The organism is Myxococcus stipitatus DSM 14675 (genome assembly GCF_000331735.1).
Lineage (GTDB): Bacteria > Myxococcota > Myxococcia > Myxococcales > Myxococcaceae > Myxococcus > Myxococcus stipitatus.
On sequence record NC_020126.1, the window covers coordinates 5,122,272 to 5,144,057 of the forward strand.

Sequence of the window (21,786 nt, forward strand, 5' to 3'; positions counted from 1 at the left end):
GCCCGGGACTGACCAGAAACCTGAATCGGTCATCCAGTGCTGATTCCAAGAGCCGAACCCGGCTCCCTGACGAGGAACGAAGCGATGAAGAAGCCTTTGACTGCAGTGGTGGTGGTGGCGGCGGTGGTGGTCGGATGTGGTGGCGCGAGTGCCTCGCCGTCTCCGGCGTCCGCCACACCGGTGGTCCAGAAGCCCGTGGGGGTGAAGGTCGTGGCTCCCGCGCCTCAGTTGGAGGCGCGGGTCCTCCAGGCCACGGGCAGCGTACGTGCCCGGCAGGAAGCCACGCTGAGCGCCGAGGCCACGGGCCCGCTCACCCGCGTCACCGTGGACGTGGGTGACACCGTGAAGCGAGGCCAGGTGCTCGCGCAGGTTGACACCACGAACGCGCGGCTCGCCGTGAGTCAGGCGAGGGCCTCGCGGGGGGCGGCGGAGGCCGCGCTGGAGGGGGCGAAGCTCGACGTGGAGCGGGCGAGGGTGCTCGCGCAGTCCGGCAGCCTCCCTCGGGCGTCGCTCGAGAAGGCCGAGGTGAGCTTCCGACAAGCGCAGGCCCAGGCCGAGCAGGCCGCCGCGGCGCTCGACAGCGCGCAGGAGGCGGTGCGGGATGCCACGCTCACCGCGCCCTTCGACGGTGTCATCACGAGCCGCGCGCACAACGAAGGCGACTACATGTCGCCGGGCACGGCCCTCTTCGGGATCGTCAATCCCCAGTCCTTGGAGGTGCGCGCGCCGGTGCCCGAGGCCTTCGTGGACCGCGTGAAGGTGGGCGCTGTTGTCAAAGGCTCACTCAATCCCTCCGGGGCTCCGTTCGAGGCGAAGGTGCGGAGCCTGGGGGCCGTCGTCGATCCTCAGACGCGCACCGTGGAGGTCCTCGCGGAGGTCCTGCCCTCGCAATCCCAGGGCACGACGCTGCGCGCGGGGGCGCTGGTGGAGCTCGACTTCTCGGGCACGCTCTCCTCCAGCGAGGCGGGTGGGCAGGCGGGGCTCTTCCTTCCTTCGCAAGCCGTCCATGCCCGAGGCCAGCAGGGCTTCGTCTGGGTGGTCCAGGAAGGCAAGGCCCAGCGCCGAGACGTCCAGGTGGAGCGGGTGCTGCCCGGCTTCGTCCGGGTGGTGCGGGGGCTCGGGCTGGACGAGCGCGTCGTCGCCGACGTGAGTCTGCCTTTGCAGGACGGCACCTCGCTCCAGGTCGTTCAGTAGCACGCGTCGCTCTCACACCCTTCACCGCACGCCACGCCCATGCTCAAGACCTTCATCAAACACTCTGTCTTCACCGTCATGCTGATGGCGGCGGTGGTTGTCTTCGGCCTCTATGCCTATCCGCGAATCGGCGTCGACCAGTACCCGAACGTCGACATCCCCTACGTCACGGTGACCACCGTGCTGCCGGGCGCGGACCCGGCCTCCATGGAGGAGACCGTCACCGACCCGCTCGAGGAGGCGCTCAACACCCTCAACGGCGTGGATGAGATTGACTCCATCAGCCTGGAGAACGTGAGTCAGATCACCATCGCCTTCAAGCTGGACACGAATGTGAACACCGCGGCCCAGGACGTGAGAGATCGCGTGCAGGCCACGCTGCGCGCGCTCCCGGACGGAATCGAGACGCCCATCGTCGAGAAGTTCGACATCGGCGCGGCGCCCATCCTCACGTTGTCGCTCACCGGCTCGTTGACCATCGAGGAGTTGACGCGGGTGGCGAAGGACGTGGTGAAGCCCGTGCTCCAGAGTCAGCAGGGGGTGGGCAGCATCGACGTGGTCGGCGGACGCGAGCGGGAGATCCACCTGGTCGTCGACCCGCAGCGGCTGCGTGGCTACGGGCTGGCCATTGGCGACGTGAGCCAGTCACTCCAGGCGCAGAGCCTGGACGTGCCCGGGGGCCGAGTCACCCAGGGCGGCCGTGAGCGCGTCGTCCGGCTGGCGGCCGAGGCGCGCAGCGTGGAGGAGATTGGAAACGTCATCATCGCCAGCCCCCAGGGCACGCCGGTGCGGGTGCGCGACGTGGCGGCGGTGGTGGATGGGGCCCAGGAGGCGCGAGGCCTGGCGCGCTCGGACACGGGCCCTGCCCTGGCGCTGGTGGTGCGCAAGCAGTCCGGCGCGAACACCGTGCAGGTCGCCGAGGGCGTCAAGGAGTCGCTCGCGGAGCTCAACGCGTCGCTGCCCCAAGGCGTCTCGGTGACTCCGGTCAGCGACAACTCCACGACCATCCGCTCCTCCATCCACGCGGTGCAGGAGGACATGCTGGTGGGCGGCGTGCTGTCGGTGCTCATCGTGCTGCTGTTCCTGCGCAACCTGCGCTCCACGCTCGTCTCCGCCATCGCGCTGCCTGTGAGCGTCATCGGCACCTTCGCGGTGATGGCGCTCCTGGGCTTCACCTTCAACATCATCACCATGCTGGCGCTGACGCTCTCCATCGGCCTGCTCATCGACGACGCCATCGTGGTCATCGAGAACATCGTCCGTCACCTGGAGGAGGGGAAGACGCCGATGCAGGCGGCGCTCGAGGGCACGCAGCAGATTGTCATCGCCGTGCTCGCGGTGACGCTCGCCATCGTCGCGGTGTTCGTCCCCGTGGCCTTCATGGAGGGGATGGTGGGCCAGTTCTTCTACCAGTTCGGCGTCACGGTGGCCGTGGCGGTGCTCATCTCCTACGGGGTGTCGATGACGCTCACGCCCATGCTCTCCAGCCGTTGGCTCAAGGCCCACGGGCATGCCCCCACCAACAAGGTGAGCGCCGCCATCGAGCGGGTGCTGGTGGGCCTGGAGAATGGCTACCGGCGCATCCTGGACGGCGTGCTGAAGCGGCGCGGCCTGACCATCGGGGTGGCCGTGAGCGTGCTCGTGCTGACGCTGGGCATGGCGTCCTTCCTCAAGTTCACCTTCATCCCGCCGCCCGACAACAGCGCCGTCCGCGTGACGGTGGAGCTGCCCGTGGGGTCCACGCTCCACGACACCGAGCAGGAGCTGGGCCGGGTCGCCGCGCAGGTGCGCACGTTGGAGGGCGTGAGGGAGACCTTCAGCACGGCGGGCGGCGGCGCGCTCGAGGAGGTGCACAAGGGCGAGGTGCTGGTGAACCTGGTTCCTCGCAAGGCGCGCTCCTTCGACCAGACGGAGTTCAAGGCGCGTCTGCGCGGAGCCCTGGCTCAGCGCCCGGGGGTGCAGCTCTCCGTCCAGGACGCCGGCGAAGGGGGCGGTGGCCGCAATCAGGAGGTGCAGTTCGTGCTGCGCGGCTCGAACTGGGAGCAGCTCATCGCCGCGAGCGAGAAGATGCTCGCCTCCGTGAAGTCGAACCCGGGGCTCACCGACGTCGACTCGACGTATCGCAGCGGCAAGCCCCAGTTCGACGTGCGCATCGACCGTGAGCGTGCCGCGCAGCTCGGGGTGCCGGCCGCGGAGGTCGGGCAGGCGCTGCGGGCCTACCTGGGCCGCGACGAGTTCATGAAGTACCGCGAGGGCGGTGAGACGTACGACGTGAAGCTGCGCCTGCCGGAGTCCACGCTGGCCTCCGAGGAGGCGCTGGGGCAGCTCACCGTGCGCGCCGCTGGCGGGCAGCTGGTGGAGCTGCGCAACGTGGCGGCCATCACTCCGGCTGACGGCCCGGTGCAGATCGACCGGCAGAAGCAGAAGCGGCAGATCACGCTGCTCGCGAACCTGGCGCCCGGCTACTCGCTGGGAGAGGCCATGGCCTTCGTCACGGAGCAGGCCGCGCGGGACCTGCCCGCGGGAGTGGAGGGGGGCTTCGCTGGCAACGCGAAGGAGCTCGACAAGACGGCCGTCGCGTTCGGCACCGCGCTGGGGCTGGGCATCCTGCTGCTCTACATGATCCTGGCGGCGCAGTTCGGCAGCTACATCCACCCGTTCACCATCATGCTCTCCTTGCCCTTCGCGCTCATCGGCGCCTTTGGCGCGCTGCTGGTGTCAGGCCATGCGCTGTCCATGTTCGCGCTCATCGGCGTCATCATGCTGATGGGCCTGGTGGTGAAGAACGGCATCCTGCTCGTCGACTTCACCCAGCAGCTTCGCGACGCGGGCAAGAGCGCGAAGGAGGCCCTGCTGCAAGCCGCGCCCGTGCGCCTGCGGCCCATCCTCATGACCACCATCGCGATGGTGGCCGGCATGGTGCCCGTGGCGCTCGCACAGGGAGATGGCGCCGAGATGCGCGTGCCGATGGCGCTGGTCATCATCGGCGGGCTCATCAGCTCCACGGTGCTGACGCTCGTCGTCGTGCCCGTCGTGTACTCACTGCTGGACGGACTCGTCGCGCGAGCCCAGCGCCGGCGGCACACGCCTTCCCTGGTGGTGGTCGAGGCTCCGGCCACCGCCAGCCGGCTCGAAGAGGGCGCGCTCTGAGCTGACCGTCGTCTCCACCGTGGGCTCCATCCCGCGGCGCCTCTCGGGCGCCGCGACACCCTTCGTATGTCCGATTCCTCGCAGGCCATCACCATGCTCATTCCCGTTCTCATCTCAGGCATCCTGTTGTCACAGGCTCCCCAGCTCCCGCTCACTTCCACCCAAGCCACGGAGGTGCTGAAGACGTCCGACGCGAAGACGCCCGAGCATCCGCTGCTCACCTTCGCGGAGGCGCTCGACCTGGCGGAGAAGCAGAGCCCCAGCATCGAGGCCACCCGCGCGAGGCTCCAGCAAGCCGGGGAGCTGAGCGCCAAGGCGTGGGCCGACTACCTCCCCAGCATCACCGCGAACGGCACCTACACGCGCTTCCCGAGGGAGCTGTCGTTCTCCTTCCCGGATGCGCCCGAGCCCATTCCCTTCCAGAAGAAGAACCAGCTCGCGGGCGAGGTGAGGGCGCAGCAGGCCCTCCTGGTTCCGACACTCTGGCCGGCCATCCAGAATGCCTATCTCGGCGAGCGCGCCGCCGGGCTGACGGCCGAGAACGCTCGCCGTGAGACGCTGTTCGCCGTGGCGCGGGCCTATCTCGGGGCCGCGAGCCTGCGCGAATCCCTGGCGGTGCAGGAGCAGCTCCTCGACGTCCGCCGTGGCTTCGAGCGCGACGCCAAGAGCCGCTACGAGGTCGGGGACGTGGAGCGACTGGCGCTCCTGCGCGCGACATTGGACCGCAAGGAGGCGGAGCAAGAGGTCGTGCGTGGGCGCAATGCCTACGCGACCGCGAAGAGCGCCCTGGCATCGTTGATCGGCCGGCCCGTGGACTTCGAAGTCATCCCGCCTCGGGATGCCGCCGTCGCGATTCACACCGAGGCGCACGATGTGGCCGCCGCGGAGAGGGCTGCCCTGGAGAGGCGCCCCGATGCCGCCGCCGCGCGCCTGGACGTGGACCTGGCCCAGGGCACGCGGACGCAGGTGATGCTCGAGTACCTCCCCAACCTGCACGCCACGGCCAACTACTCGCTGACGAACGCCGCGGGCCTCACGGGGCAGAGTCGGACCTGGACCGCGGGGCTGGCGCTGTCATGGACACTCTTCGATGGCGGGCTGCGGGAGGCCACCCTGCGGGAGTCCTCCGGGCGAATCGCCGAGGCCCGCGCCAACCTGCGGGGCACCGAGGAGCTGATTCGCGACGAGGTGCGCAAGGCCCGCGGTGAGCTGGAGACCGCCGAGGCGAACCTCAGCACGGCCGAGGAGCGCGTGAAGCTCGCGGTGGAGAGCGCACACCTGGCCAAGGAGAGCTTCGACGCGGGGGCCACCACCTATCTCCAGGTGACGGATGCCAATGCCACCCTCGCCAGCGCCCAGCTCTCCGTCGTCGCCGAGTCTCTCAATGTCCAGCTCTCACGGCTGGCACTGGCGCGCGCGATGGGACTCTTCGACCCTACGGGCCATTCACTTGTGAAGCCCTGATGGAAAGTCAGTCACGCGTCCTGGTCCGACTCAGCCGCGTGATGCCAGAACGCAACCGGCGTGTGGTTTTGAGGGCCCGCGAGGGAAGAGAGTGATGGCGCGCCCCTTGCTTCGTTTGGAAGTCAGCCTGACGTCCGCCAATTCGGGCGGACGTGGGCCTACTTCACGAGGGGGAGTCCACATCATGAGACCCATGTATCAGTACGGTGCCGCCGATGTCCGCTATGGGCAATCCGCCCAGCTGAGTGGGCAGTGCCTGCTGGACCTGAGTGGTAGTTCATCCTATTCGGTCGGCTTCTGGCTGCGCCCCCGCGCGCCCATCTATGACGGCAAGGTGCTGTCGTCCGGCTCGAGCTGGTACGTGGGACTGCATGGCCTTCTGCTGACGTTCAGCCTCCCGGGAATGGCCTCGCGTCAGGTCTCCGCTCTGGAGCTCCGGGCCAACGAGTGGCAATACGTCCTGGTCAACTTCGAGTCGACAGGCAGCCGCGCCGGCAACTACTCGGTGTATGTGGATGGGACGCTCCTCATCGAGGGGAGCCAGTCCAACATCACCTCGAGCACGTCGCCGTTCGTGCTCGGCATGAGCTGCGATGCGCAGTATTTCAACGTCGCCTTCTGGTCGGCGGCGAAGTCCGGGGATGAGCTCAAGCCGTTGTGGGAGGTCCCAGCGCAGGGCCCGACGCTCGCCGCCTGCTACAGCTTCAGTGACGGCACCAGCACGGATGTCTCTGGAAACAATCACACGCAGGCCAGCTTCTCGAGTGGCGCACAGGTGTTGATGCTGGCCCCGGCGCTGCGCCTGGTGAATGGCGTCGCGCAGCCTTCGCCCCGAGACAACCTGACGGTGTCCGCGGATGGGGGACCGTTCAGCGTCCAGTCGTGGTTCCACCTCGAGACGCCTTCCGCCTACCAATCGGAGTCGCACACGCTGTTCTCGTGCCTGGATGCCGTCACCAACGAAGGCTTCACCCTGGGCCTTCAGTGGGATGGTGTCGGCTACAACCTCCAGTGCAGCGGGTATGTCGCCGACGGCAAGCGGGGCTGGGGGCACATCCTGCAGATGCCACCCGGCGGCTGGCACCACCTGGCGGCCACCTATGATGGCAGCACGCTGACGCTCTATCTGGATGGCGTGCTGGACATGGAGATTCCGGGCGTGGTCCAGCCGACGCTGACGCAGCCCATCTGGCTGTTTGGCGCCGAGTCCACCACCCAAGTCGACGGTGGGGCCGCCCACGACTTCCAGGGCCACCTCCAGGGTGCGGCGCTCTGGTCCCGTGCGCTCTCGGCCACCGAGGTGCAGCAGTACATGTCGCAGGACCCGAGCGACGCGGAGGGCTGCGTCGCCTATTACGCGTGGAATGGCATCGTCCTGGGCAACCAGGTGACGGGCCATCCGCCGGTGCTCCTCAACACCGCTACACCAGACATCGTCGTCACGCCCCCGTCGGACTCCACGCCGCCTCCGGGGTCGAACCTGGCGGCGCAGCAGATGTTGGTGGCGGACCCGCCGCTGCCCTCGGCGAAGTGGAGCTTCGCGGAGCAGGTGGCCTTCCCCTCGCAGACGCTGCTGACGAAGGACCAGGCGGAGAACGTCCTCGAGTCGCTGGAGCCGCTGGTGGCCTCGCTGCCTGAGTCGATGCGGGAGCGGATCCGCTCACTTGCCCGGAACAACCTGTACCAGGGGCTCGCGCGAGTGGGGAGCTCGGGCAGCCCGCCCGTGGGAGCCTTCACGGGCCAGGTCGAAGGCAACCAGTATGTCTTCTACCACCACACGCGGCAGGGCAAGGTGGAGGCCGGCCGGATGGAGCTGAGCGTCAACACCCAGTGCATCGGGTGGATTGTCACCGTCGTCGCGACGGCCTTCTCGCTGATCCTGTCCGCGTTCGGCGTGGGCTTCGTGGGGGCGCGGCTCGTCTCGCCCATCCAGAAGGCCGTCTCGGAGAGCACCGTCCTGCTCAACACGGTGGAGAACGTGGCGAAGAGCTCCACCCAGGACGCTGGAAACATCATCCGGATCCTCAAGGCGTTCTACACCGCGGGAACCCTGGGGAAGATCTTCGGCGCCGTGCTGACGGGGAGCTGGTGGTCCCTCGCCATCAACTGCGGCCTGCTCATGTTGCAGGTCGCCGCGCTGTGGGCCACGGGCGGCGCGTACCTGGCCATCCTCATCATCGAGCTCGCGGCGAACTTCGCGCTCTTCGTCTGGGCCCTCACCCAGAAGCCGTCCAACTGCTGACGTCCGCGCTGGCTCCACCGCGCCCCGAGGCTCCCGCCCGTGCAGGAGCCTCGGTCGCGCGTCTTAGTGGGCGGACTCCGCGGCGCCGTACATCGACTCGATCAGCACCGCGTGCTTCCGGACGACGGCGTGGCGCTTGACCTTCAGCGACGCGGTGAGCTCGCCGCCATCCACGGTGAACGGGCCGGGGGAGACTCGGAACGTCTTGATGCTCTCGAAGGACGCGAGGCCGGAGTTCGTCTCCGCGACCAGGGTCTTCAGGACCTTGTCGATGCGTGGGTGCGCGGGGTCCGCGGGAATCCCCTCGCGGCGCGCCACCTCGGCGAGGATCTCCGTGTCGAGCGCGAACAGGGCCGTGCAGTAGTGCCGTCCCTCGCCGATGACGACGGCCTCCTGGATGAGCGGGTGCTGCTTGAGCTGGGCTTCAATCTTCAGCGGCGCGATGTACTTCCCACCGCTCGTCTTGAGCAGCTCCTTCTTCCTCCCGATGATGCGGACGAACCCGTCCGCGTCGATGGTGGCGAGGTCTCCTGTCCGGAACCACCCCTCCTCATCGAAGGAGTCCGCCGTGGCGTCCGGGCGATTCAAGTAGCCCCGCGAGATGTTCGGCCCCCGCGCGAGGAGCTCTCCATCCGCGCCCACCTTGAGCACACACCGCTTGAACGGGATGCCCACCGTCCCCGGGCGCACCTTCTCCTTGCGGTTGATGGTCAGCCCCGGACACGTCTCCGTCAGCCCATAGGCTTCCAGGACGGTGAGCCCCAGGGAGAGGAAGAACATCTGGACGTCGACGCGCAAGGGCGCTGCGCCCGAGAGGAGGACGGAGGCCTGGTCCAATCCCAGGCGTGAGCGCAGCTTCGACAGCACCAGCCGGTCCGCCAGTCCGCGCTGGGCCGCGAGCCAGAGTGGGAGCGGCTTCCCGTCGATGCCTCGGGTCGCGACCTGTCGCCCCACGCCCAGCGCCCAGCCGACGAGCTTCCGCCGCAGGCCCCGCTCGTTCTCGATGGCGCTCGTGATCTTCGCCATCATCTTCTCGAAGACCCGAGGTGCCGCGGGGAAGAACCCCGGACGCCCCACGGCGAGGTCCGCCGCCAGCGTGGGCACGGAGGACATGACCAGGGGCGCGCCGAAGAACGGGCCCGAGAACTCCACCATGCGTCCGAAGGAGTGCGCGGCGGGGAGGAAGAGGAACAGGCCGTGCTCGCGGACCGCCTCATCCATCATGCCGGCCTCGGCGACGTCCTCGAGCATCGCCAGCATGTTGTCGTGAGTCTGTATCACCGCCTTCGGAGCCCCGGTGGTCCCCGAGGTATAGGTGTAGGTCGCCACGTGCTCCCGGCGAAGCAGGGAGACACGCCGGCGCATCTCACCCTCCAAGGCCGCGTGCCGGGCGCGCCCTCGGGCCTCCAGGGCCTCCAGGCTCTCCCAGTCGTCCGCGGGGGCCAGGCCCGCGGGATGGATGACCACCACCTTCGCCCGAGCCGTGTAGTCGGCGGGGGAGTAGGTCCGCTCGAAGAACGTGAAGCCCGCACGGAACGCTCGCACCTTGTCGAGCTGGCTCGCGTCGTCCACGACGATGACCTGTGCGCCGGTGTCCATGTGCATGTAGCCGACTTCCTCTGGAAGCAGGCTCGCGTAGACAGGGACTGTCTTGAGGCCGACGGTCAGCGCGGCGAAGTCGACGAGACACGAGGCCATCGAGGTGTTTCCGACGATGCTGATACAGGCGCCGTCGTCCACCGGGCCGGCGCTCAGCAGCCCGGCGGCGATGGCTTCGATTCGCGGTGATACGTCCGACCAGGAGACGTCGACATAGGCATCGCCTCGTCGCACACGGAATGCGACGCGTTGCGGCGACGTCCGCGCCCGGTCGAGAATCATGTGGGAAAGAGACGAGTGTTCATCGGCCATGAGGCCTCCTCTGGTCGAACGAAGAGTCATCGAGACGGGTGGGGGCAGGGGAGCGGTAGGGCTCAACGCACCAAGCTAGGTGCGGCGCCTCGGTCCACGCTTGTATGATTCTGCACATGCAGAGCCACTTGTTGCTGGGCGGGGGACGAGCGCTGTACGTCGGCCGCTTCCACGAGCTGCCCAGACATCGGTTCGCCGCCAACGCCGTGCTGGTGGGGCTCGACGATGGGTTCGACCTCATCGACGAAGAGGGGCGCGTCGAGCAACACGAGGCCGCGTTCGTGCGCGGCTGGCAATGGCATGCACTCGACTTCCATGGCGGACGGATGGCGGTGTTGTTCCTGGAGCCCGGCGTCGGGCTCCGCCATCAGGTGGACGCCACCGTGTTGCGCACGGCCGTGGGAGAGGCCCTGTCCGCGCGGAAGCAGGAGCCCTGGACCGAGCTCTTCCAGAACGCGCTGAACCTGGGGCCCGCTCCGCTGACCGTCGACGCCCGCATCGCGCGGGTCGCGTCCCTCCTGTCCACCTCCGACGAGGTGCCCTCCGATGCGGGGACGCTGGCGCAGCGAGAAGGCGTCTCCACGTCGCTCGTCGAGCACCGGTTCCGGGAGCAGGTCGGCGTGCCGATGGGCGCCTATCGCGCCTGGCACCGGATGCTGGGGGCCACGACGCTCGCGCTCAGGGGGCGCAATCTCACCGAGGTCGCCCACACCGCGGGCTTCTATGACTCGGCCCACTTCTCACGGCTGTTTCGGAGCATGTTCGGCTTGCCGCCCTCGAAGGTCTTCACCCACGGGCTCCTGGGCTCCGTCTTCGAGCCCCGAGTCCCCGAGGTGAAGCGCTGATCAACCCGAGACGGCCCGCCGCACCGCGGGCCGCTGGGTGTGGCGCCGGACGTAGGCCACCAGCCGGGGATGCGCGTCGAGCAGCATCAGCGTGTTCGCGAGATGGAGGAGGGAGGCCGTCAGCACATCGGCGGCGGTGAAGGTGTTTCCCACGAGGACGTCGCGAGTCCCCAGGGCTTTGTCCACGATGTCGAGCAGCACCGCGAGGGGGTGCCGCATGCTCACGTCGGAGGCCCGCTGCGGGTTCTTGTAGAGCTCCATCACCGCGGGCTCCAGGCGCGTCTCGGCGAAGACCATCCCCTGGTAGTAGCGGCCCCGGTCCGAGGAGCCGGGCGGCGGCGCGAGGTGCTTCTCCGGAAACCGGTCCGCGAGGTGAAGGCAGATGGACAGGGAGTCGAGCAGCGTGAGGTGCCCGTCGACCAGGGCGGGGACCTCGCCCTGGGGATGCACCGACAGGTACTCAGGGGTGGTGTTCTCCTGGCGGGCGAGGTCGAGGGTGACCAGTTCGTAGGGGACCTCGAGTTCCTCCAGCAGCCAGCGGGCGCGGGTCGCTCGGGTCCTGGGGGCGAAGTAGAGCTTCATGGGGGCACTCCCGTGGGTTGAAGGCGGGACCAACCTGTCGCGGAATGGCCCCTCCGACAATGAGGCTCCAGGTGGACGGATTGTCAGGCTAGTGTTGACGACCATGGTCTCCCCCTCCGACATGCTGCTCTTCGTCACGGTCGTCCGAGACGAGAGCTTCACCCGGGCCGCGCAGCGACTCGGCATCACCAAGCAGTCGGTCAGCGAGCGCATTCGCAACCTGGAGGAGCAGCTCGGGGTGCGGCTGCTCGAGCGGACGACCCGGCGCCTGCGGGTCACGGGGGCTGGCGCGACGTACTACGAGCGCTGCGCGGCCATCGCCGAGCAGATCGACGTGGCGAACAGCGAGGTCCAGCAGCGGCAGGTGGAGCCGACGGGACTGCTGCGAGTCTCCTCACCGGTGCTCTATGGACGGCGCTATCTGACCTCGGTGATTTCGACCTACCTCAACCGCCATCCGAAGGCGCGCCTGGAGCTGGTGTTGGCGGACCGCCGCGTCGACCTCATCGAAGAGGGGCTGGATGTCGCGATCCACATCGGTCCGCTCGACGATTCATCCCTCGTGGCGCGGAAGCTCGGGGAGAGCGCGGTCCACTACGTCGCGAGTCCTCGCTTCCTGGCGAAGCACGGCACCCCGAGCGCCCGAGAGCTCCGCACCGCGCGCTGCATCGGCTTCAGTGCGTTCGAGACCTGGGAGGTGGAGGGCGTGAAGTCCCGGGTCGATCCGGTCCTGACGGTGAATGACCTGGAGCTGGCCTGCGAGGCGGCCACCGCTGGGGTCGGCATCGCGCGAGTGCCAGCCCTTCTCTGCCAGGACGCCGTCCGCGATGGCCGGCTGAGAATCCTCTGGGACTCCAAGCCCGCGATGATGCGGGCCATCCATGTCGTCTATCCGAGCCGGGTGAACCTCCCACCCAAGGTCCGGCACTTCGTCGACGCCTTGGCGACGCTGGTCGAGCCCATGCCACCGCCTCGGCGAGGGACTCGGCGCGGGCGGCGCTGAGTCAGGGGTTTCCACGGGGGAGGTCCGCGCCCGCGGGAAGGACTGACACGTCATGGACCCGGGCTGACGTGTCAGCGCGAGTCCCGCCGCGAGGACATCCACACGCCGTCCCCAGGCCGGGCTTTCTCTTTCATGCGCATGGGGTTTGCAAACCGGGCGCGGGCCCGTCCTCGACGGGCTCTACCGGAGACGAATGACCTCATGCGCCGATTCGTGACTTTTCTTTCGCTGGGCAGTTGTCTGCTGATGACGGGGGCTGACGCACAGACGCCGCCCGCTCCAGCTCCCACCCCCCAGGTGCCCGCGAATGCGTGCTACCTGTGGAAGGGGCGCGGAGGGGCTCCCACCGCGAGCTACCTGGCCACCTTCGCGAGCTGCCGCCCCTGGAACAACAGCTCCGGGTGGAAGTTCCTCAAGTCGAACAGCGGCGTGGACTACCACGGCGGAACCTTCAAGGACGCCGTGGCCACGCCCGCGACCTGGGCGGTCTACGCCGATTTCGGTACCGCGGCCGTCACGACGAAAGCGGACTTCGACGCGTTCGTCGCCAACAGCAGGCTGTCGGGCTCCTGCGCTGCGTGCCTGCCCTGACGTGAAGCCTGGTTCCGGGAGCGCCACGGGAGTCCACGTGGCGCTCCCGCCTTACTTGAAGCAGAGAGAATAGAGCCAGCCGTAGTCCGCGCGCGGCGAGATGGAGACCTCGATACATTTCTCGCCCGGCGCGCAGGGAGCGTCCGGAATCGAGCAGTGGCGATGACAGAGGCGGTCGCCTGTCTCGGGGGCGCAGGGGCCGGCGTCCGGCGTGGCGATGGGACACTCCTGGCTGACGTAGCAGCGCTCTCCTCGGGTCGTGCACTCCTGCTCGAAGGAACACGCGGCGAACGAGGACGCTGGCGTCGTGTTGACGCCCGAATCCGGTGGCCCCGTGTTGACGCCCGAGTCCGGTGGTCCCGCATCCGGAGTGTCGTCGTCGCTGCTGGAGTTGTCGCAACCCAGCATGGTCAACAACATGAGCGTGGCGATCAGGCGGAAGGGGCGCATGGGATTCGCTTCGGGGGTTGGGGTCTGCCCGCATGTTATCGCTTCTCACGTGCCCTGCCCAGTTGACGCGTCAGTTCCACGCATGACGCGTCAATCCGAGGCGTCAAACCCTGGCATGGCTGAAGTTGCCTTGTGAAATCGCGACTTACGGTTTTGGCATGGTGGCTGCTTGGAGTGTTGGCGTGGCGGGACGATGCGATGGCCGAGCGCTCGTTCAAGCCACGTGTCCCGACGATCCAAGGAGAGGGCATTCATATGAAAGTCGTGCAGCCACTCAATACTGGCGGAAGCTACAACAACACCCAGACGGCCTATCAGCTCTCGCGGTTCTCAGGCCTCGGAGACAACCAGACGGGGACTGCCGCGAGCATCGCGAAGGTGCTCGGGCCGATCATCGACAAGGCGTTGAATCAGAATACCCAGACGCTGGGGGTGTGGGTTCGGGTCTGGGGGCCGTGCGTCTATCAAGCCACCCAGGACTGCAGCGGCAAGGGGCGGGTGTCCAATGTGGCCGACAATGTCATGTATGTCGCCCACAATGCCCAGGCGAACTGCTACTTCGTGGGCGTTGCCGGCACCAACGGGAAGGTCGACCCCGACCACAACTGGTACGACACGGATTGTCTGGACAACAACGTCTCGACCCTCGTGCCTTTCCCGTCGGGAATCACTCCGACGAACAGCACCAGCCCCGGGGGCCCCAGCGCCGGGAACGTCTCGCTCGGGGCGGCGATGGGGACCACGAACCTGCTGAACATGCAGGACCCCGTTACCGGGCATACGCTTCAATGGCTGCTGAATGCCATGAAGTCTACCTCCGCGACGCTGATCTTCGCGGGGCACAGCCTGGGCGGCTCGCTCTGCCCGACCTTGGCGCGGTGGCTCTTCACGGGCTTCAACGATTTGCAGGCGTGGAAGGCGGTGTATGTGTTTCCGACGGCCGCGCCCTCGACGGGGGACCAGGGGTTCGTCAACGGCTTCAGCACCGTGTTTCCGCCCACGAGCATCACGGGTGTCTCTCCCTCCGGGTACTGGAACCAGGTCATCTGGAACGAGTACGACGTGGTGCCGCATGGCTGGACCAACCTGATGAATGTCCAGCCATACAATCCGCAGAACGACGTGGTGTGGGACTACGTCAAGAACACGTCGATCCAGACGCTCTACGGGCCGCTCACGGGACTCTGGGGCCTGGACGCCAACCTCACGTATGACGCCATCAACGCGAAGTACCAGCTGCCGCCGACTCCGAACCCCTACGTCCGCTTGCAGGCGCAGATGTTCACGCCGTCACCGCTGCCTCCGCAGCCGAGCACCTTCTCGGACTTCATGAACATCGTGGGGGCGCAGCACATCAACGCCTATGACGCCCACTTCGGCGTGCCCGCCACCGTGGCGCCGCCGCGGGTGGACATGGTGTCGCCTGGGCCCGACGTGGAGGCTCGCCCCGAGAACATGCGGAGCACGGCCTGACGGGAGGTCCCGCTGAGCTGAGGCTCGGGTAGGTCGGGAGGGGTGGGGGGAGTTCCCGTGGAGCCGGGATGCAATCGGTGAAGAGCTGCTTCGTAGGCAGCTTCGCGCCGGGCAAGCCCGTGCTCCGCGCCTCCCCTCATCTCCTCCTGAGACTCGATGAAGCGCCTTGCACCCCTCTGGGCTCTTGCCCTCCTTGCTCCGACGCTCGCCCTTGCATCGACGGCCCCCGCGCCGGCGACCGCCGCCGAGCTGCGGCAGTCACTGGCCACCCTGCTCGAGACCCACCACCTCCCTGGCGCGAGCTACGCGGTGTTCAATCGCGAGGGGACGGTGCTCAGCGGGGCCATCGGCCTGGCTGACAGCGGCACCCAGGCGCCCGTCACTCCGGAGACGCTCTTCCGCCTGGGCTCCATCACCAAGACGGTGACGGCCATCGCCATCATGCAGCTGGTCGACGAGGGTCGCTTCGACCTGCAGACCCCCGTCTCGCGTCTGCTGCCCGACGCGCCCATCCAGAACCCGTTCAACGACACCGAGCCGGTCCGCGTGATTCACCTGCTGACCCACACCGCGGGCTTCGACGACACCCACGCGAAGGCGTTCTTCAGCCCCGTGGAGCGGAGGGGGCGCCACCTCGAGAGCAGCCTCCAGCATCCGGAGTCGCTGAAGGTGCGCTGGCGGCCCGGCCAGTACGAGAGCTACAGCAACCCGGGATACTGGCTGCTGGGCGCCATCCTGGAGGCGCACTACCGGCAGCCCTGGGATGAGGTCGTCTCGACGCGGGTGCTGGGGCCGCTGGGGATCACCCGGTTCGCGTCGCTCGCCTCGCAGGCCGCCCGCGGCGACCACGCCGTCGGACATCGTGGCCCCGCGATGGAGCGCACCCCTGTGTTCTTCGAGCAGACCCAGGCGGACGGTGCGCTGTGGTCCTCCGCGGAGGACCTGGCGAAGCTGGGGAGGTTCCTGCTCACCGATGGCGCCTCCGCTCCGGGAGTGCTCAAGCCGGAGTCGGTCCGGGCCATGAAGGAGACCGGGGCGACGCTGGGGGCTCGGGCCGGGCTGGTGTATGGCTCGAAGCTGGGCCTGCACCATCGCATCGTCGCGGGGATGGGGTGGCAGGGCCACACGGGAGGACTCCTGGGTGGCAGGTCGAGCATGCACTTCGGTGATGCGCAGGGATGGGGCTACGTGCTGCTGCTCAACAGCGAGGATGAGCTGCGCAAGCTGGAGGTTCCGCTGGCCACCTTCATCGCGCGGCAGGCGCAATGGCAGCCACCCACGCCGACCCTGAGCCCCATCGAGGGGGATGTGGAGGGTTGGTATCGCGTCGTCGATTCGCGCATCTCGCTGATGGAGCTGCCTTCGTTCCTGCTCGATGCGGCCCAGGCGCGGGTGAGCGGCGACACGCTGACGCTCCAGCCCTTCCTGCCCGGGTTCGGCTATCAGGCGACGCTGAAGCACCAGGGGCGTGGCCAGCTCGCGGATGTGGACTACGGCGACGTGGTCAACGGGGTCCTGGTCCGGGATGCGTCTGGCGCGGTTGTGGGAATCGAGTCGGGAGGAGACTTCCTGGAGCGCACCTCGATGGTGAAGGCCGTCTTCCCGCTCGTGAGCGTCCTGGTGTCCCTGGTGCTCCTCGTGAGTGCGCCGTTCGGACGGCGCAAGGTGCTGCGCAATCGCTGGGTGCGGCGCCTGCCCACGCTTGCCTTGTTGACGCTGGTGCTCGCCACGGTCTGCTCGATGAACCTCGAGTTGACCCTGCTCGCGCACAAGAACTGGCAGACCGTGGGCCTCTGGCTGGCCTCCGTGGTGTTTCCGCTGCTCGGCCTGGCGGGCGTCGCGCTCAGCGTCCGCACGTGGAAGGAGGAGCCCGCGGCCGTGGCTCGGTGGCGCTGCCTCCTGGGGTCCGGGGCTGTCGTGTGCCTGAGTGGCTGGCTCGCGACGTTCGGGCTGTTCGCGTTCGCGCTGTGGCGGTGGTGAGTCAGCGGGGCGCCGAGGGGGGACGCGCCATGCCGAAGGTCAGGACGAGCGCGGTCGCCGAGGCCACCGCGCCGGCCAGATAGGCGCTCGGGTAGCCCACGGAGCGCACGAGCACTCCGATGACCGGGATGAGTCCTCCCAGCGCGACGTCGAAGAACGCGACGTAGCCTCCCATGGCCACCCCTCGGTTCTCGGGGGGCGCGAGCCGGACGGCCTCGACTCCCAGGGAGGTGAAGACGAGCGAGAAGCCGAAGCCGGTCAGCGCCGCGCCGGTGATGGCCATCCACGGGCCGGTCGCGCTCCACAGCAGGACCTGGCCGCACAGCTCGATGGCGAGGCAGCCGAGCGCGACGCGGCGCCCTCCGAGCTTGTCCGGGGCGTGGCCGAAGAGGAGCCGCGCCAGCACATACGCGACGCCGAACGCGAGCAGGGCGCGCTCCGCGTGAGGCCAGCCCCGGTGCTGGAACAGGAGGGTGCCGAAGGCCGCGATGCTCCCGAAGCCGAGGGTCGAGAGGGACAGCGCGACTCCGGGGCGACCAATCATCATCGCGACCCGGTGGAAGGGCAGCCGCTTGCCTCCCGTCGGGGTGATGGGGCGCAGCAGGGGGAGCGCGGCGAAGGCCAGGAGGGGCGCGGCCATCGAGGCGAGGGACACCCCGAGGAAGCCGAAGCGCTCGAAGAGGACCGCGCCCACGGGGGCGCCGAGCGCCAGCGCCGAGTACATGGCGATGCCATTCCAGGCCATGACGAGTCCCGCGCGCTCGCGACCGACGAGGCCGACGCCCCAGGAGAGCGCGCCGGTGATGAGCAGGCTCTCACCGAGCCCGAGCACCACGCGGGCGAAGAGCAGCAGCCCCAGGCCGAGCGCGGCGCTGGCCTGGCTGAGCGCGACGAGGGCGTAGAGGGCACCGGAGAGGGCGCTGAGGCCCAGGCCGAGGAGGACCGCGCGCCTGGGTCCTCGCTGGTCCGCGAGGGTGCCGGAGCGGTGCCGAGTGGCCAGGGTGGCGAGCGACTGGATGGCGAGGACGATGGAGACGACCAGGGCGTCGTAGCCGAGCGTCCCGCGCACGAAGCCCGGGATGGCGGGGAGGGGCAGGCCGATGCTCGAGAAGCCGAGGAAGACCGCCGCGCAGAGGGGGAGGAGTTGGCTCGCGGAGGGGCGCGCCGCCGCCATGGGGGGAGAGGCAATCGTTTCGTTCATGCGGCAGATCTGCGCGAAGGGGTGACGTTTCTCCAGCGCACTCGAGGAATGGTATGAGTGCATGGAATGCACTCCGTGGATGCCAATCTGCTCCTGGCGCTCGATGCGCTCCTTCGGGAGGGCAGCGTGATGGGGGCTGCTCGCCGGATGAACCTGAGCCCTCCCGCGATGAGCCGGACGCTCCAGCGGCTTCGGGATGCGACGGGGGACCCGCTGCTGGTGCGGGCGGGCCGGAGGATGGTGCCGACGCCTCGGGCGCTCGCGATGCGTGAGCGGGTCCAGGACGCGGCGCGGGAGGTGTGCTCGCTGCTGGGGCCTCCCGAGGCGCTGGTGCTCGGGACGCTGTCTCGGACGTTCACGTTGCGGACGAGTGACTACCTGCTGGTCGTGCTGGGGAATGCGCTGGACCGGCTCGTGAGGGAGGAGGCGCCCCAGGTGCGGCTCACGTTCGCGCCGGAGGGGAGTGAAGACGTCGAGTCACTCCGCTCGGGGGACGTGGACCTGGACATGGGGGTGCAGGGGCAGCTCGGGCCGGAGCTGCGGGTCCGCAAGCTCTTCGACGACGAGATGGTCGCGGTCGTCCGGCAGGGCCATTCGCTGACCGGAGCGGCGACGCCGAGGCGCCTGGTCAAGGTGCCCCACGTCGTGGTGTCGAGGAGGGGGAAGGGGAAGGGCGTCCTCGACGACGCGCTCGCGAAGCAGGGACTCGCGCGGCGTGTCGAGCGGATTGTCCCGTCGTACTTCTCGGCGGCGCGGCTCGTCGCGGGGAGCGATCTGATCGGCATCGTGCCGAGGCGCTTCGCTCAGGAGGTCGCACCCGGCTTCGGGCTTCGGATGCTCGAGCTGGGAGTGGAGCTGCCTCGGCTCACCCTCTCACTCGCGTGGCACCCGCGCTTCGACGGGGATGCCGCGCATCAGTGGTTGCGGGAAGGTGTCGTGCGCGCGTCGGTCGCGGGCCGAGTGCGAAACCCACGTTCGGGGAGTCCTGTCGAATGAAGCAGACCGTGGTCGTCGTCAACGGTGAGCCGTACTGGCAGCGCTACTTGCCGGAGTACGAGGTCGTGTCTCGACGTCTACAGGACACCTCTTGGGTGCTCCGTGACGGAGAGCTGTGGTGTATCGACCGTCAGTCCGCCATCCGGGTCGAGGGCCTCTTCTGGCGGGTCGGAGCCATCCGCCCGGAGCCCCGGTATCGAGTCCTGCTGGACGTCATCCGCCTCAGTGGCGTGCCCTGTGTCAATCCCGCGGCCACGCTGGCGCGGAGCTATGATCGCCTGTCGATGTTGGCGGAGATGCGGGCCGCGGGCTTGCCTGTCATTCCCTTCAACGTCGCCATCGGCGATGACATGGTCCGACGCATCGCGCGCCCGCCACCCTTCGTCGTCAAGGTCGGAAACCACCACGGGGGTTACGGGAAGGCACAGGTGCGCAGCGAGTCCGAGTGGTCAGACGTCGCCGACTTGATCTTCACGGCGAACGACTACGCGGTGGTGGAGCCGTTCATCCAGTACCGTCGCGACGTGCGTTGCCTCGCCATCCGAAATCAGATCTGGGCCATGGAGCGCGAGGGGGCCGGATGGAAGGCCAATGTCCAGACTCGCAGCTACCAGGTGATCGACCCACCTGCCACGCTTGCGGCGCACACGCGACGAGCCCTGGAGCATCTGGGGGCTGACATCGTGGCCCTGGACTTCCTCGAGACGCAGGAGGGGGAGTACGTCTTGCTCGAATGCAACGACACCCCCGGCGTCACGGGCTTCCCAGAGGCGACCCGGGATGCGCTGGCGGACTGTCTCCGCGACCGCATGCGGTGACGATCCGCTGGCTCCGTCCGCTCGTAATACCTCCCACGAGGTATTCCACACCGCCATGGGTGATGTTTGCCTCTCCCGCTGGGCGCACCTCTTCGTAGGAGAGGTCGCTCCAGCCTGTGAGAGCAGTGCTCAACCCTTGGGGGAGTCATGTCTGTCCAATACGACCCGAAAACGATTCAAGCGCACGCCGAAGCGCTCTACGCCCAGGCGCGTCGCATCGTCATGACGTTCGGGTTCTTCGGTTTCATTGTCGGCGCCAGCGCGGGGGGCGGCGTGGGGGCCAGCCTCTCGAATGGTGGCGCGTTTGCCTTGATAGGCGGGGTGGTGGGCCTGTTGGTGGGCGTGAGCATGGGGCGGAGTCGCGCCTTCGTTCTCCAGATCCAAGCCCAGATGGCGTTGTGCAACGTGGCCATCGAAGCGAACACCCGGCGGGCCGCCGACACCGCGGTCGCTGCCTCACGTCCGGTCGAGGTCGCCCAGTTCTCCCACGCGGGATGAGTCACTTCGCTGGGGAGGGCACTGTCTGCCCATCCCCAGCGAAGCTCACGGCACGGTCGCTCGCGTGTCAGCCGAGGCCCGAATCAGTTGACTCGCACGATGTTCCACAGCTGGCTCTGGACGCCCTGAACGATGTCCCACTGGTGGACGAGATCACCATTGCCCATTCCGTTGTGCTCGACGTCAATGACCTTCGTGGTGAGGGCATTTCGGATGAGATACGGAGGCCCGTAGTTGTTGGCGTACACGACGAACCATTGCTGCTGGATGTTCCCCGTGTAGTACATCTGCCAGATCTTCGCGCCATTGTTGCGGGCTGCCGGCTCGAGAGCCAGGCTGCTGTTCACGTTCGTGATGAAGCCCGAGGGAGAGATCCTCCAGTGCTGGCTCGCCAGGCCCAGGTACTCCCACTGGTGGATGCGGTAGGTCGCCTGCGTGGAGTTGCGCACGACGTCCAGGACCTTGCCGCTGTTGACATTCACGATCTTGTAGATGGCGTTCGGATCCGACGTGAGATCCGCGCGCGCCTCCGAGGCAACACCCAGGACGGCGCAGACCAGCACGGCTGAGCACACAGCCACCAGCTTCATCCGCTTCGATGTCTTCATGGAGAGGGGCTCCTTGGGGGAGGGCTTGGACTAGTTGACTCGCACGAACTGCCACAGCTGGCTCTGGACGCCCTGGACATACTGCCACTGATGGATCAGCGCACCGTTCCCCGTCCCGTTCGCCGCGACATCGATGGACCTGAGGGTGAGCTCGTTCCTGATGCGATACAGGGTCGCGCCGGTGTTGGAGTCGACGGTGATGCGCCACTGCTGCTGGATGTTCCAGGCCGGGTTCATCTGCCAGATCTTCGCGCCATCGTTGCGCGCCGCCGGCTCAATGAACATGCCGCTGTTGATGTTCTGGATGTAGTAGACCAGTCCGTTGCCGGTCCAGAGCCGCCAGTGCTGGCTCGCCAGGCCCAGATACTCCCACTGGTGGAGCTTGTAGCTGGCCTGCGTGGAGTTGAACACCACATCCATGACCTTGCCGCTGTTGGCATTCACGATCTTGTAGATGGCGTTCGGATCCGACGTGATGTCCGCACGCGCATCCGAGGCAATACCCAGGACGGCGCAGACCAGCACGGCTGAACACACAGCCACCAGCTTCATCAGCTTCGTTGTCTTCATGGGGGACTCCGTTGCGGGGCGTAGGATCGGTATCACTGGATTAAATGTTGTGCAATGAATGATGCATTTCCTGATATTGCATGATTATGAGTCTGCTTGGCCTCTCATGGTTCAATCCCAACCCGTCTGATCTGACTCGGCGCGCGCGGCCAGGATGGCGAGCGATTGTCGTCTGGGTCATTTTTCTCCTCTCACCGCTCCCGGCGGGGG

Annotated in this window: 18 protein-coding genes; 12 read left to right on the forward strand and 6 right to left on the reverse strand. The window is 67.8% G+C overall.

What is annotated here, in order from left to right:
• Positions 1-84 precede the first annotated feature (84 nt).
• The 4 genes from MYSTI_RS19850 (at position 85) to MYSTI_RS19865 (ending at position 8,050) form a co-directional block, all read left to right on the forward strand.
• Positions 85-1,194 (forward strand): efflux RND transporter periplasmic adaptor subunit, encoded by a 1,110-nt coding sequence (locus MYSTI_RS19850; protein WP_015349570.1) that lies wholly within the window; start codon positions 85-87, stop codon positions 1,192-1,194.
• A gap of 39 nt (positions 1,195-1,233) precedes the next feature.
• Positions 1,234-4,344, forward strand: coding sequence for an efflux RND transporter permease subunit (locus tag MYSTI_RS19855; RefSeq protein WP_015349571.1), 3,111 nt, complete (start codon positions 1,234-1,236; stop codon positions 4,342-4,344).
• A 93-nt stretch (positions 4,345-4,437) separates the two neighbouring features.
• Entirely contained in the window at positions 4,438-5,808 is a 1,371-nt protein-coding gene (locus MYSTI_RS19860; RefSeq protein ID WP_015349572.1) for a TolC family protein, read from the forward strand.
• A 184-nt stretch (positions 5,809-5,992) separates the two neighbouring features.
• On the forward strand, positions 5,993-8,050 hold the full coding sequence (locus tag MYSTI_RS19865) for a LamG domain-containing protein (RefSeq protein ID WP_015349573.1): 2,058 nt from the start codon (positions 5,993-5,995) through the stop codon (positions 8,048-8,050).
• 63 nt (positions 8,051-8,113) lie between these two features.
• Here the strand turns inward: MYSTI_RS19865 and MYSTI_RS19870 are convergent, their stop codons facing one another.
• Positions 8,114-9,961, reverse strand: a complete 1,848-nt coding sequence (locus MYSTI_RS19870; protein WP_015349574.1) for an AMP-dependent synthetase/ligase — start codon at positions 9,959-9,961, stop codon at positions 8,114-8,116.
• Positions 9,962-10,077: 116 nt separating this feature from the next.
• Between MYSTI_RS19870 and MYSTI_RS19875 the strand changes: the two genes are divergently transcribed.
• The gene (locus MYSTI_RS19875) at positions 10,078-10,806 is read left to right on the forward strand and encodes an AraC family transcriptional regulator (protein ID WP_233278329.1); all 729 of its coding nucleotides are present in this window, start codon (positions 10,078-10,080) and stop codon (positions 10,804-10,806) included.
• On the opposite strand, the gene MYSTI_RS19880 is transcribed toward MYSTI_RS19875, so the two are convergent.
• Complete coding sequence (locus tag MYSTI_RS19880; RefSeq protein WP_015349576.1) at positions 10,807-11,388, reverse strand: glutathione S-transferase family protein; 582 nt, start codon at positions 11,386-11,388, stop codon at positions 10,807-10,809. It lies immediately after the preceding gene.
• 103 nt (positions 11,389-11,491) lie between these two features.
• Here MYSTI_RS19880 and MYSTI_RS19885 point away from each other — a divergent pair, with 103 nt between their 5' ends.
• Entirely contained in the window at positions 11,492-12,391 is a 900-nt protein-coding gene (locus MYSTI_RS19885) for a LysR family transcriptional regulator (RefSeq protein WP_015349577.1), read from the forward strand.
• Positions 12,392-12,592: 201 nt separating this feature from the next.
• A complete protein-coding gene (locus MYSTI_RS19890; protein ID WP_015349578.1) occupies positions 12,593-12,982 on the forward strand; it encodes a hypothetical protein in 390 nt (129 codons plus the stop codon).
• 51 nt (positions 12,983-13,033) lie between these two features.
• Here MYSTI_RS19890 and MYSTI_RS40865 read toward each other — a convergent pair whose 3' ends face one another.
• Positions 13,034-13,432 (reverse strand): hypothetical protein, encoded by a 399-nt coding sequence (locus MYSTI_RS40865; protein WP_015349579.1) that lies wholly within the window; start codon positions 13,430-13,432, stop codon positions 13,034-13,036.
• Between the two features lie 255 nt (positions 13,433-13,687).
• Between MYSTI_RS40865 and MYSTI_RS40870 the strand changes: the two genes are divergently transcribed.
• Positions 13,688-14,905 (forward strand): lipase family protein, encoded by a 1,218-nt coding sequence (locus tag MYSTI_RS40870; RefSeq protein WP_169558648.1) that lies wholly within the window; start codon positions 13,688-13,690, stop codon positions 14,903-14,905.
• 156 nt (positions 14,906-15,061) lie between these two features.
• Positions 15,062-16,885 carry a serine hydrolase domain-containing protein gene (locus MYSTI_RS19905; protein ID WP_015349581.1) on the forward strand — a complete coding sequence of 608 codons (1,824 nt, stop codon included), beginning with the start codon at positions 15,062-15,064 and terminating at the stop codon, positions 16,883-16,885.
• Between the two features lies 1 nt (position 16,886).
• Here MYSTI_RS19905 and MYSTI_RS19910 read toward each other — a convergent pair whose 3' ends face one another.
• A complete protein-coding gene (locus tag MYSTI_RS19910; RefSeq protein ID WP_015349582.1) occupies positions 16,887-18,149 on the reverse strand; it encodes an MFS transporter in 1,263 nt (420 codons plus the stop codon).
• 3 nt (positions 18,150-18,152) lie between these two features.
• On the opposite strand from MYSTI_RS19910, the gene MYSTI_RS19915 reads away from it, so the two are divergent.
• The 3 genes from MYSTI_RS19915 to MYSTI_RS19925 all read left to right on the forward strand — a co-directional run bounded on the left by MYSTI_RS19915 (position 18,153) and on the right by MYSTI_RS19925 (position 20,398).
• Positions 18,153-19,082, forward strand: a complete 930-nt coding sequence (locus MYSTI_RS19915) for a LysR family transcriptional regulator (RefSeq protein WP_015349583.1) — start codon at positions 18,153-18,155, stop codon at positions 19,080-19,082.
• Positions 19,079-19,900 (forward strand): ATP-grasp domain-containing protein, encoded by an 822-nt coding sequence (locus MYSTI_RS19920; protein ID WP_015349584.1) that lies wholly within the window; start codon positions 19,079-19,081, stop codon positions 19,898-19,900. The genes MYSTI_RS19915 and MYSTI_RS19920 overlap by 4 nt, the downstream gene beginning before the upstream one ends.
• A 147-nt stretch (positions 19,901-20,047) precedes the next feature.
• Positions 20,048-20,398: a hypothetical protein gene (locus MYSTI_RS19925; RefSeq protein WP_015349585.1), complete on the forward strand. Its 351-nt coding sequence runs from the start codon at positions 20,048-20,050 to the stop codon at positions 20,396-20,398.
• 83 nt (positions 20,399-20,481) lie between these two features.
• On the opposite strand, the gene MYSTI_RS19930 is transcribed toward MYSTI_RS19925, so the two are convergent.
• Both MYSTI_RS19930 and MYSTI_RS19935 read right to left on the reverse strand, forming a co-directional pair.
• Positions 20,482-21,006, reverse strand: coding sequence for an RICIN domain-containing protein (locus MYSTI_RS19930; protein ID WP_015349586.1), 525 nt, complete (start codon positions 21,004-21,006; stop codon positions 20,482-20,484).
• A gap of 30 nt (positions 21,007-21,036) precedes the next feature.
• Positions 21,037-21,576 carry an RICIN domain-containing protein gene (locus MYSTI_RS19935; protein WP_015349587.1) on the reverse strand — a complete coding sequence of 180 codons (540 nt, stop codon included), beginning with the start codon at positions 21,574-21,576 and terminating at the stop codon, positions 21,037-21,039.
• Between the last annotated feature and the right edge of the window lie 210 nt (positions 21,577-21,786).

What these genes read in the sequence shown, in the direction of transcription:
- MYSTI_RS19850 (WP_015349570.1), top strand. Translation starts at nt 85, where the DNA reads ATGAAGAAGCCTTTGACTGCAGTGGTGGTGGTGGCGGCGGTGGTGGTC.
- MYSTI_RS19855 (WP_015349571.1), top strand. Translation starts at nt 1,234, where the DNA reads ATGCTCAAGACCTTCATCAAACACTCTGTCTTCACCGTCATGCTGATG.
- MYSTI_RS19860 (WP_015349572.1), top strand. Translation starts at nt 4,438, where the DNA reads ATGCTCATTCCCGTTCTCATCTCAGGCATCCTGTTGTCACAGGCTCCC.
- MYSTI_RS19865 (WP_015349573.1), top strand. Translation starts at nt 5,993, where the DNA reads ATGAGACCCATGTATCAGTACGGTGCCGCCGATGTCCGCTATGGGCAA.
- MYSTI_RS19870 (WP_015349574.1), bottom strand. Translation starts at nt 9,961, where the DNA reads ATGGCCGATGAACACTCGTCTCTTTCCCACATGATTCTCGACCGGGCG.
- MYSTI_RS19875 (WP_233278329.1), top strand. Translation starts at nt 10,078, where the DNA reads ATGCAGAGCCACTTGTTGCTGGGCGGGGGACGAGCGCTGTACGTCGGC.
- MYSTI_RS19880 (WP_015349576.1), bottom strand. Translation starts at nt 11,388, where the DNA reads ATGAAGCTCTACTTCGCCCCCAGGACCCGAGCGACCCGCGCCCGCTGG.
- MYSTI_RS19885 (WP_015349577.1), top strand. Translation starts at nt 11,492, where the DNA reads ATGGTCTCCCCCTCCGACATGCTGCTCTTCGTCACGGTCGTCCGAGAC.
- MYSTI_RS19890 (WP_015349578.1), top strand. Translation starts at nt 12,593, where the DNA reads ATGCGCCGATTCGTGACTTTTCTTTCGCTGGGCAGTTGTCTGCTGATG.
- MYSTI_RS40865 (WP_015349579.1), bottom strand. Translation starts at nt 13,432, where the DNA reads ATGCGCCCCTTCCGCCTGATCGCCACGCTCATGTTGTTGACCATGCTG.
- MYSTI_RS40870 (WP_169558648.1), top strand. Translation starts at nt 13,688, where the DNA reads ATGAAAGTCGTGCAGCCACTCAATACTGGCGGAAGCTACAACAACACC.
- MYSTI_RS19905 (WP_015349581.1), top strand. Translation starts at nt 15,062, where the DNA reads ATGAAGCGCCTTGCACCCCTCTGGGCTCTTGCCCTCCTTGCTCCGACG.
- MYSTI_RS19910 (WP_015349582.1), bottom strand. Translation starts at nt 18,149, where the DNA reads ATGCACTCATACCATTCCTCGAGTGCGCTGGAGAAACGTCACCCCTTC.
- MYSTI_RS19915 (WP_015349583.1), top strand. Translation starts at nt 18,153, where the DNA reads ATGCACTCCGTGGATGCCAATCTGCTCCTGGCGCTCGATGCGCTCCTT.
- MYSTI_RS19920 (WP_015349584.1), top strand. Translation starts at nt 19,079, where the DNA reads ATGAAGCAGACCGTGGTCGTCGTCAACGGTGAGCCGTACTGGCAGCGC.
- MYSTI_RS19925 (WP_015349585.1), top strand. Translation starts at nt 20,048, where the DNA reads ATGTCTGTCCAATACGACCCGAAAACGATTCAAGCGCACGCCGAAGCG.
- MYSTI_RS19930 (WP_015349586.1), bottom strand. Translation starts at nt 21,006, where the DNA reads ATGAAGACATCGAAGCGGATGAAGCTGGTGGCTGTGTGCTCAGCCGTG.
- MYSTI_RS19935 (WP_015349587.1), bottom strand. Translation starts at nt 21,576, where the DNA reads ATGAAGACAACGAAGCTGATGAAGCTGGTGGCTGTGTGTTCAGCCGTG.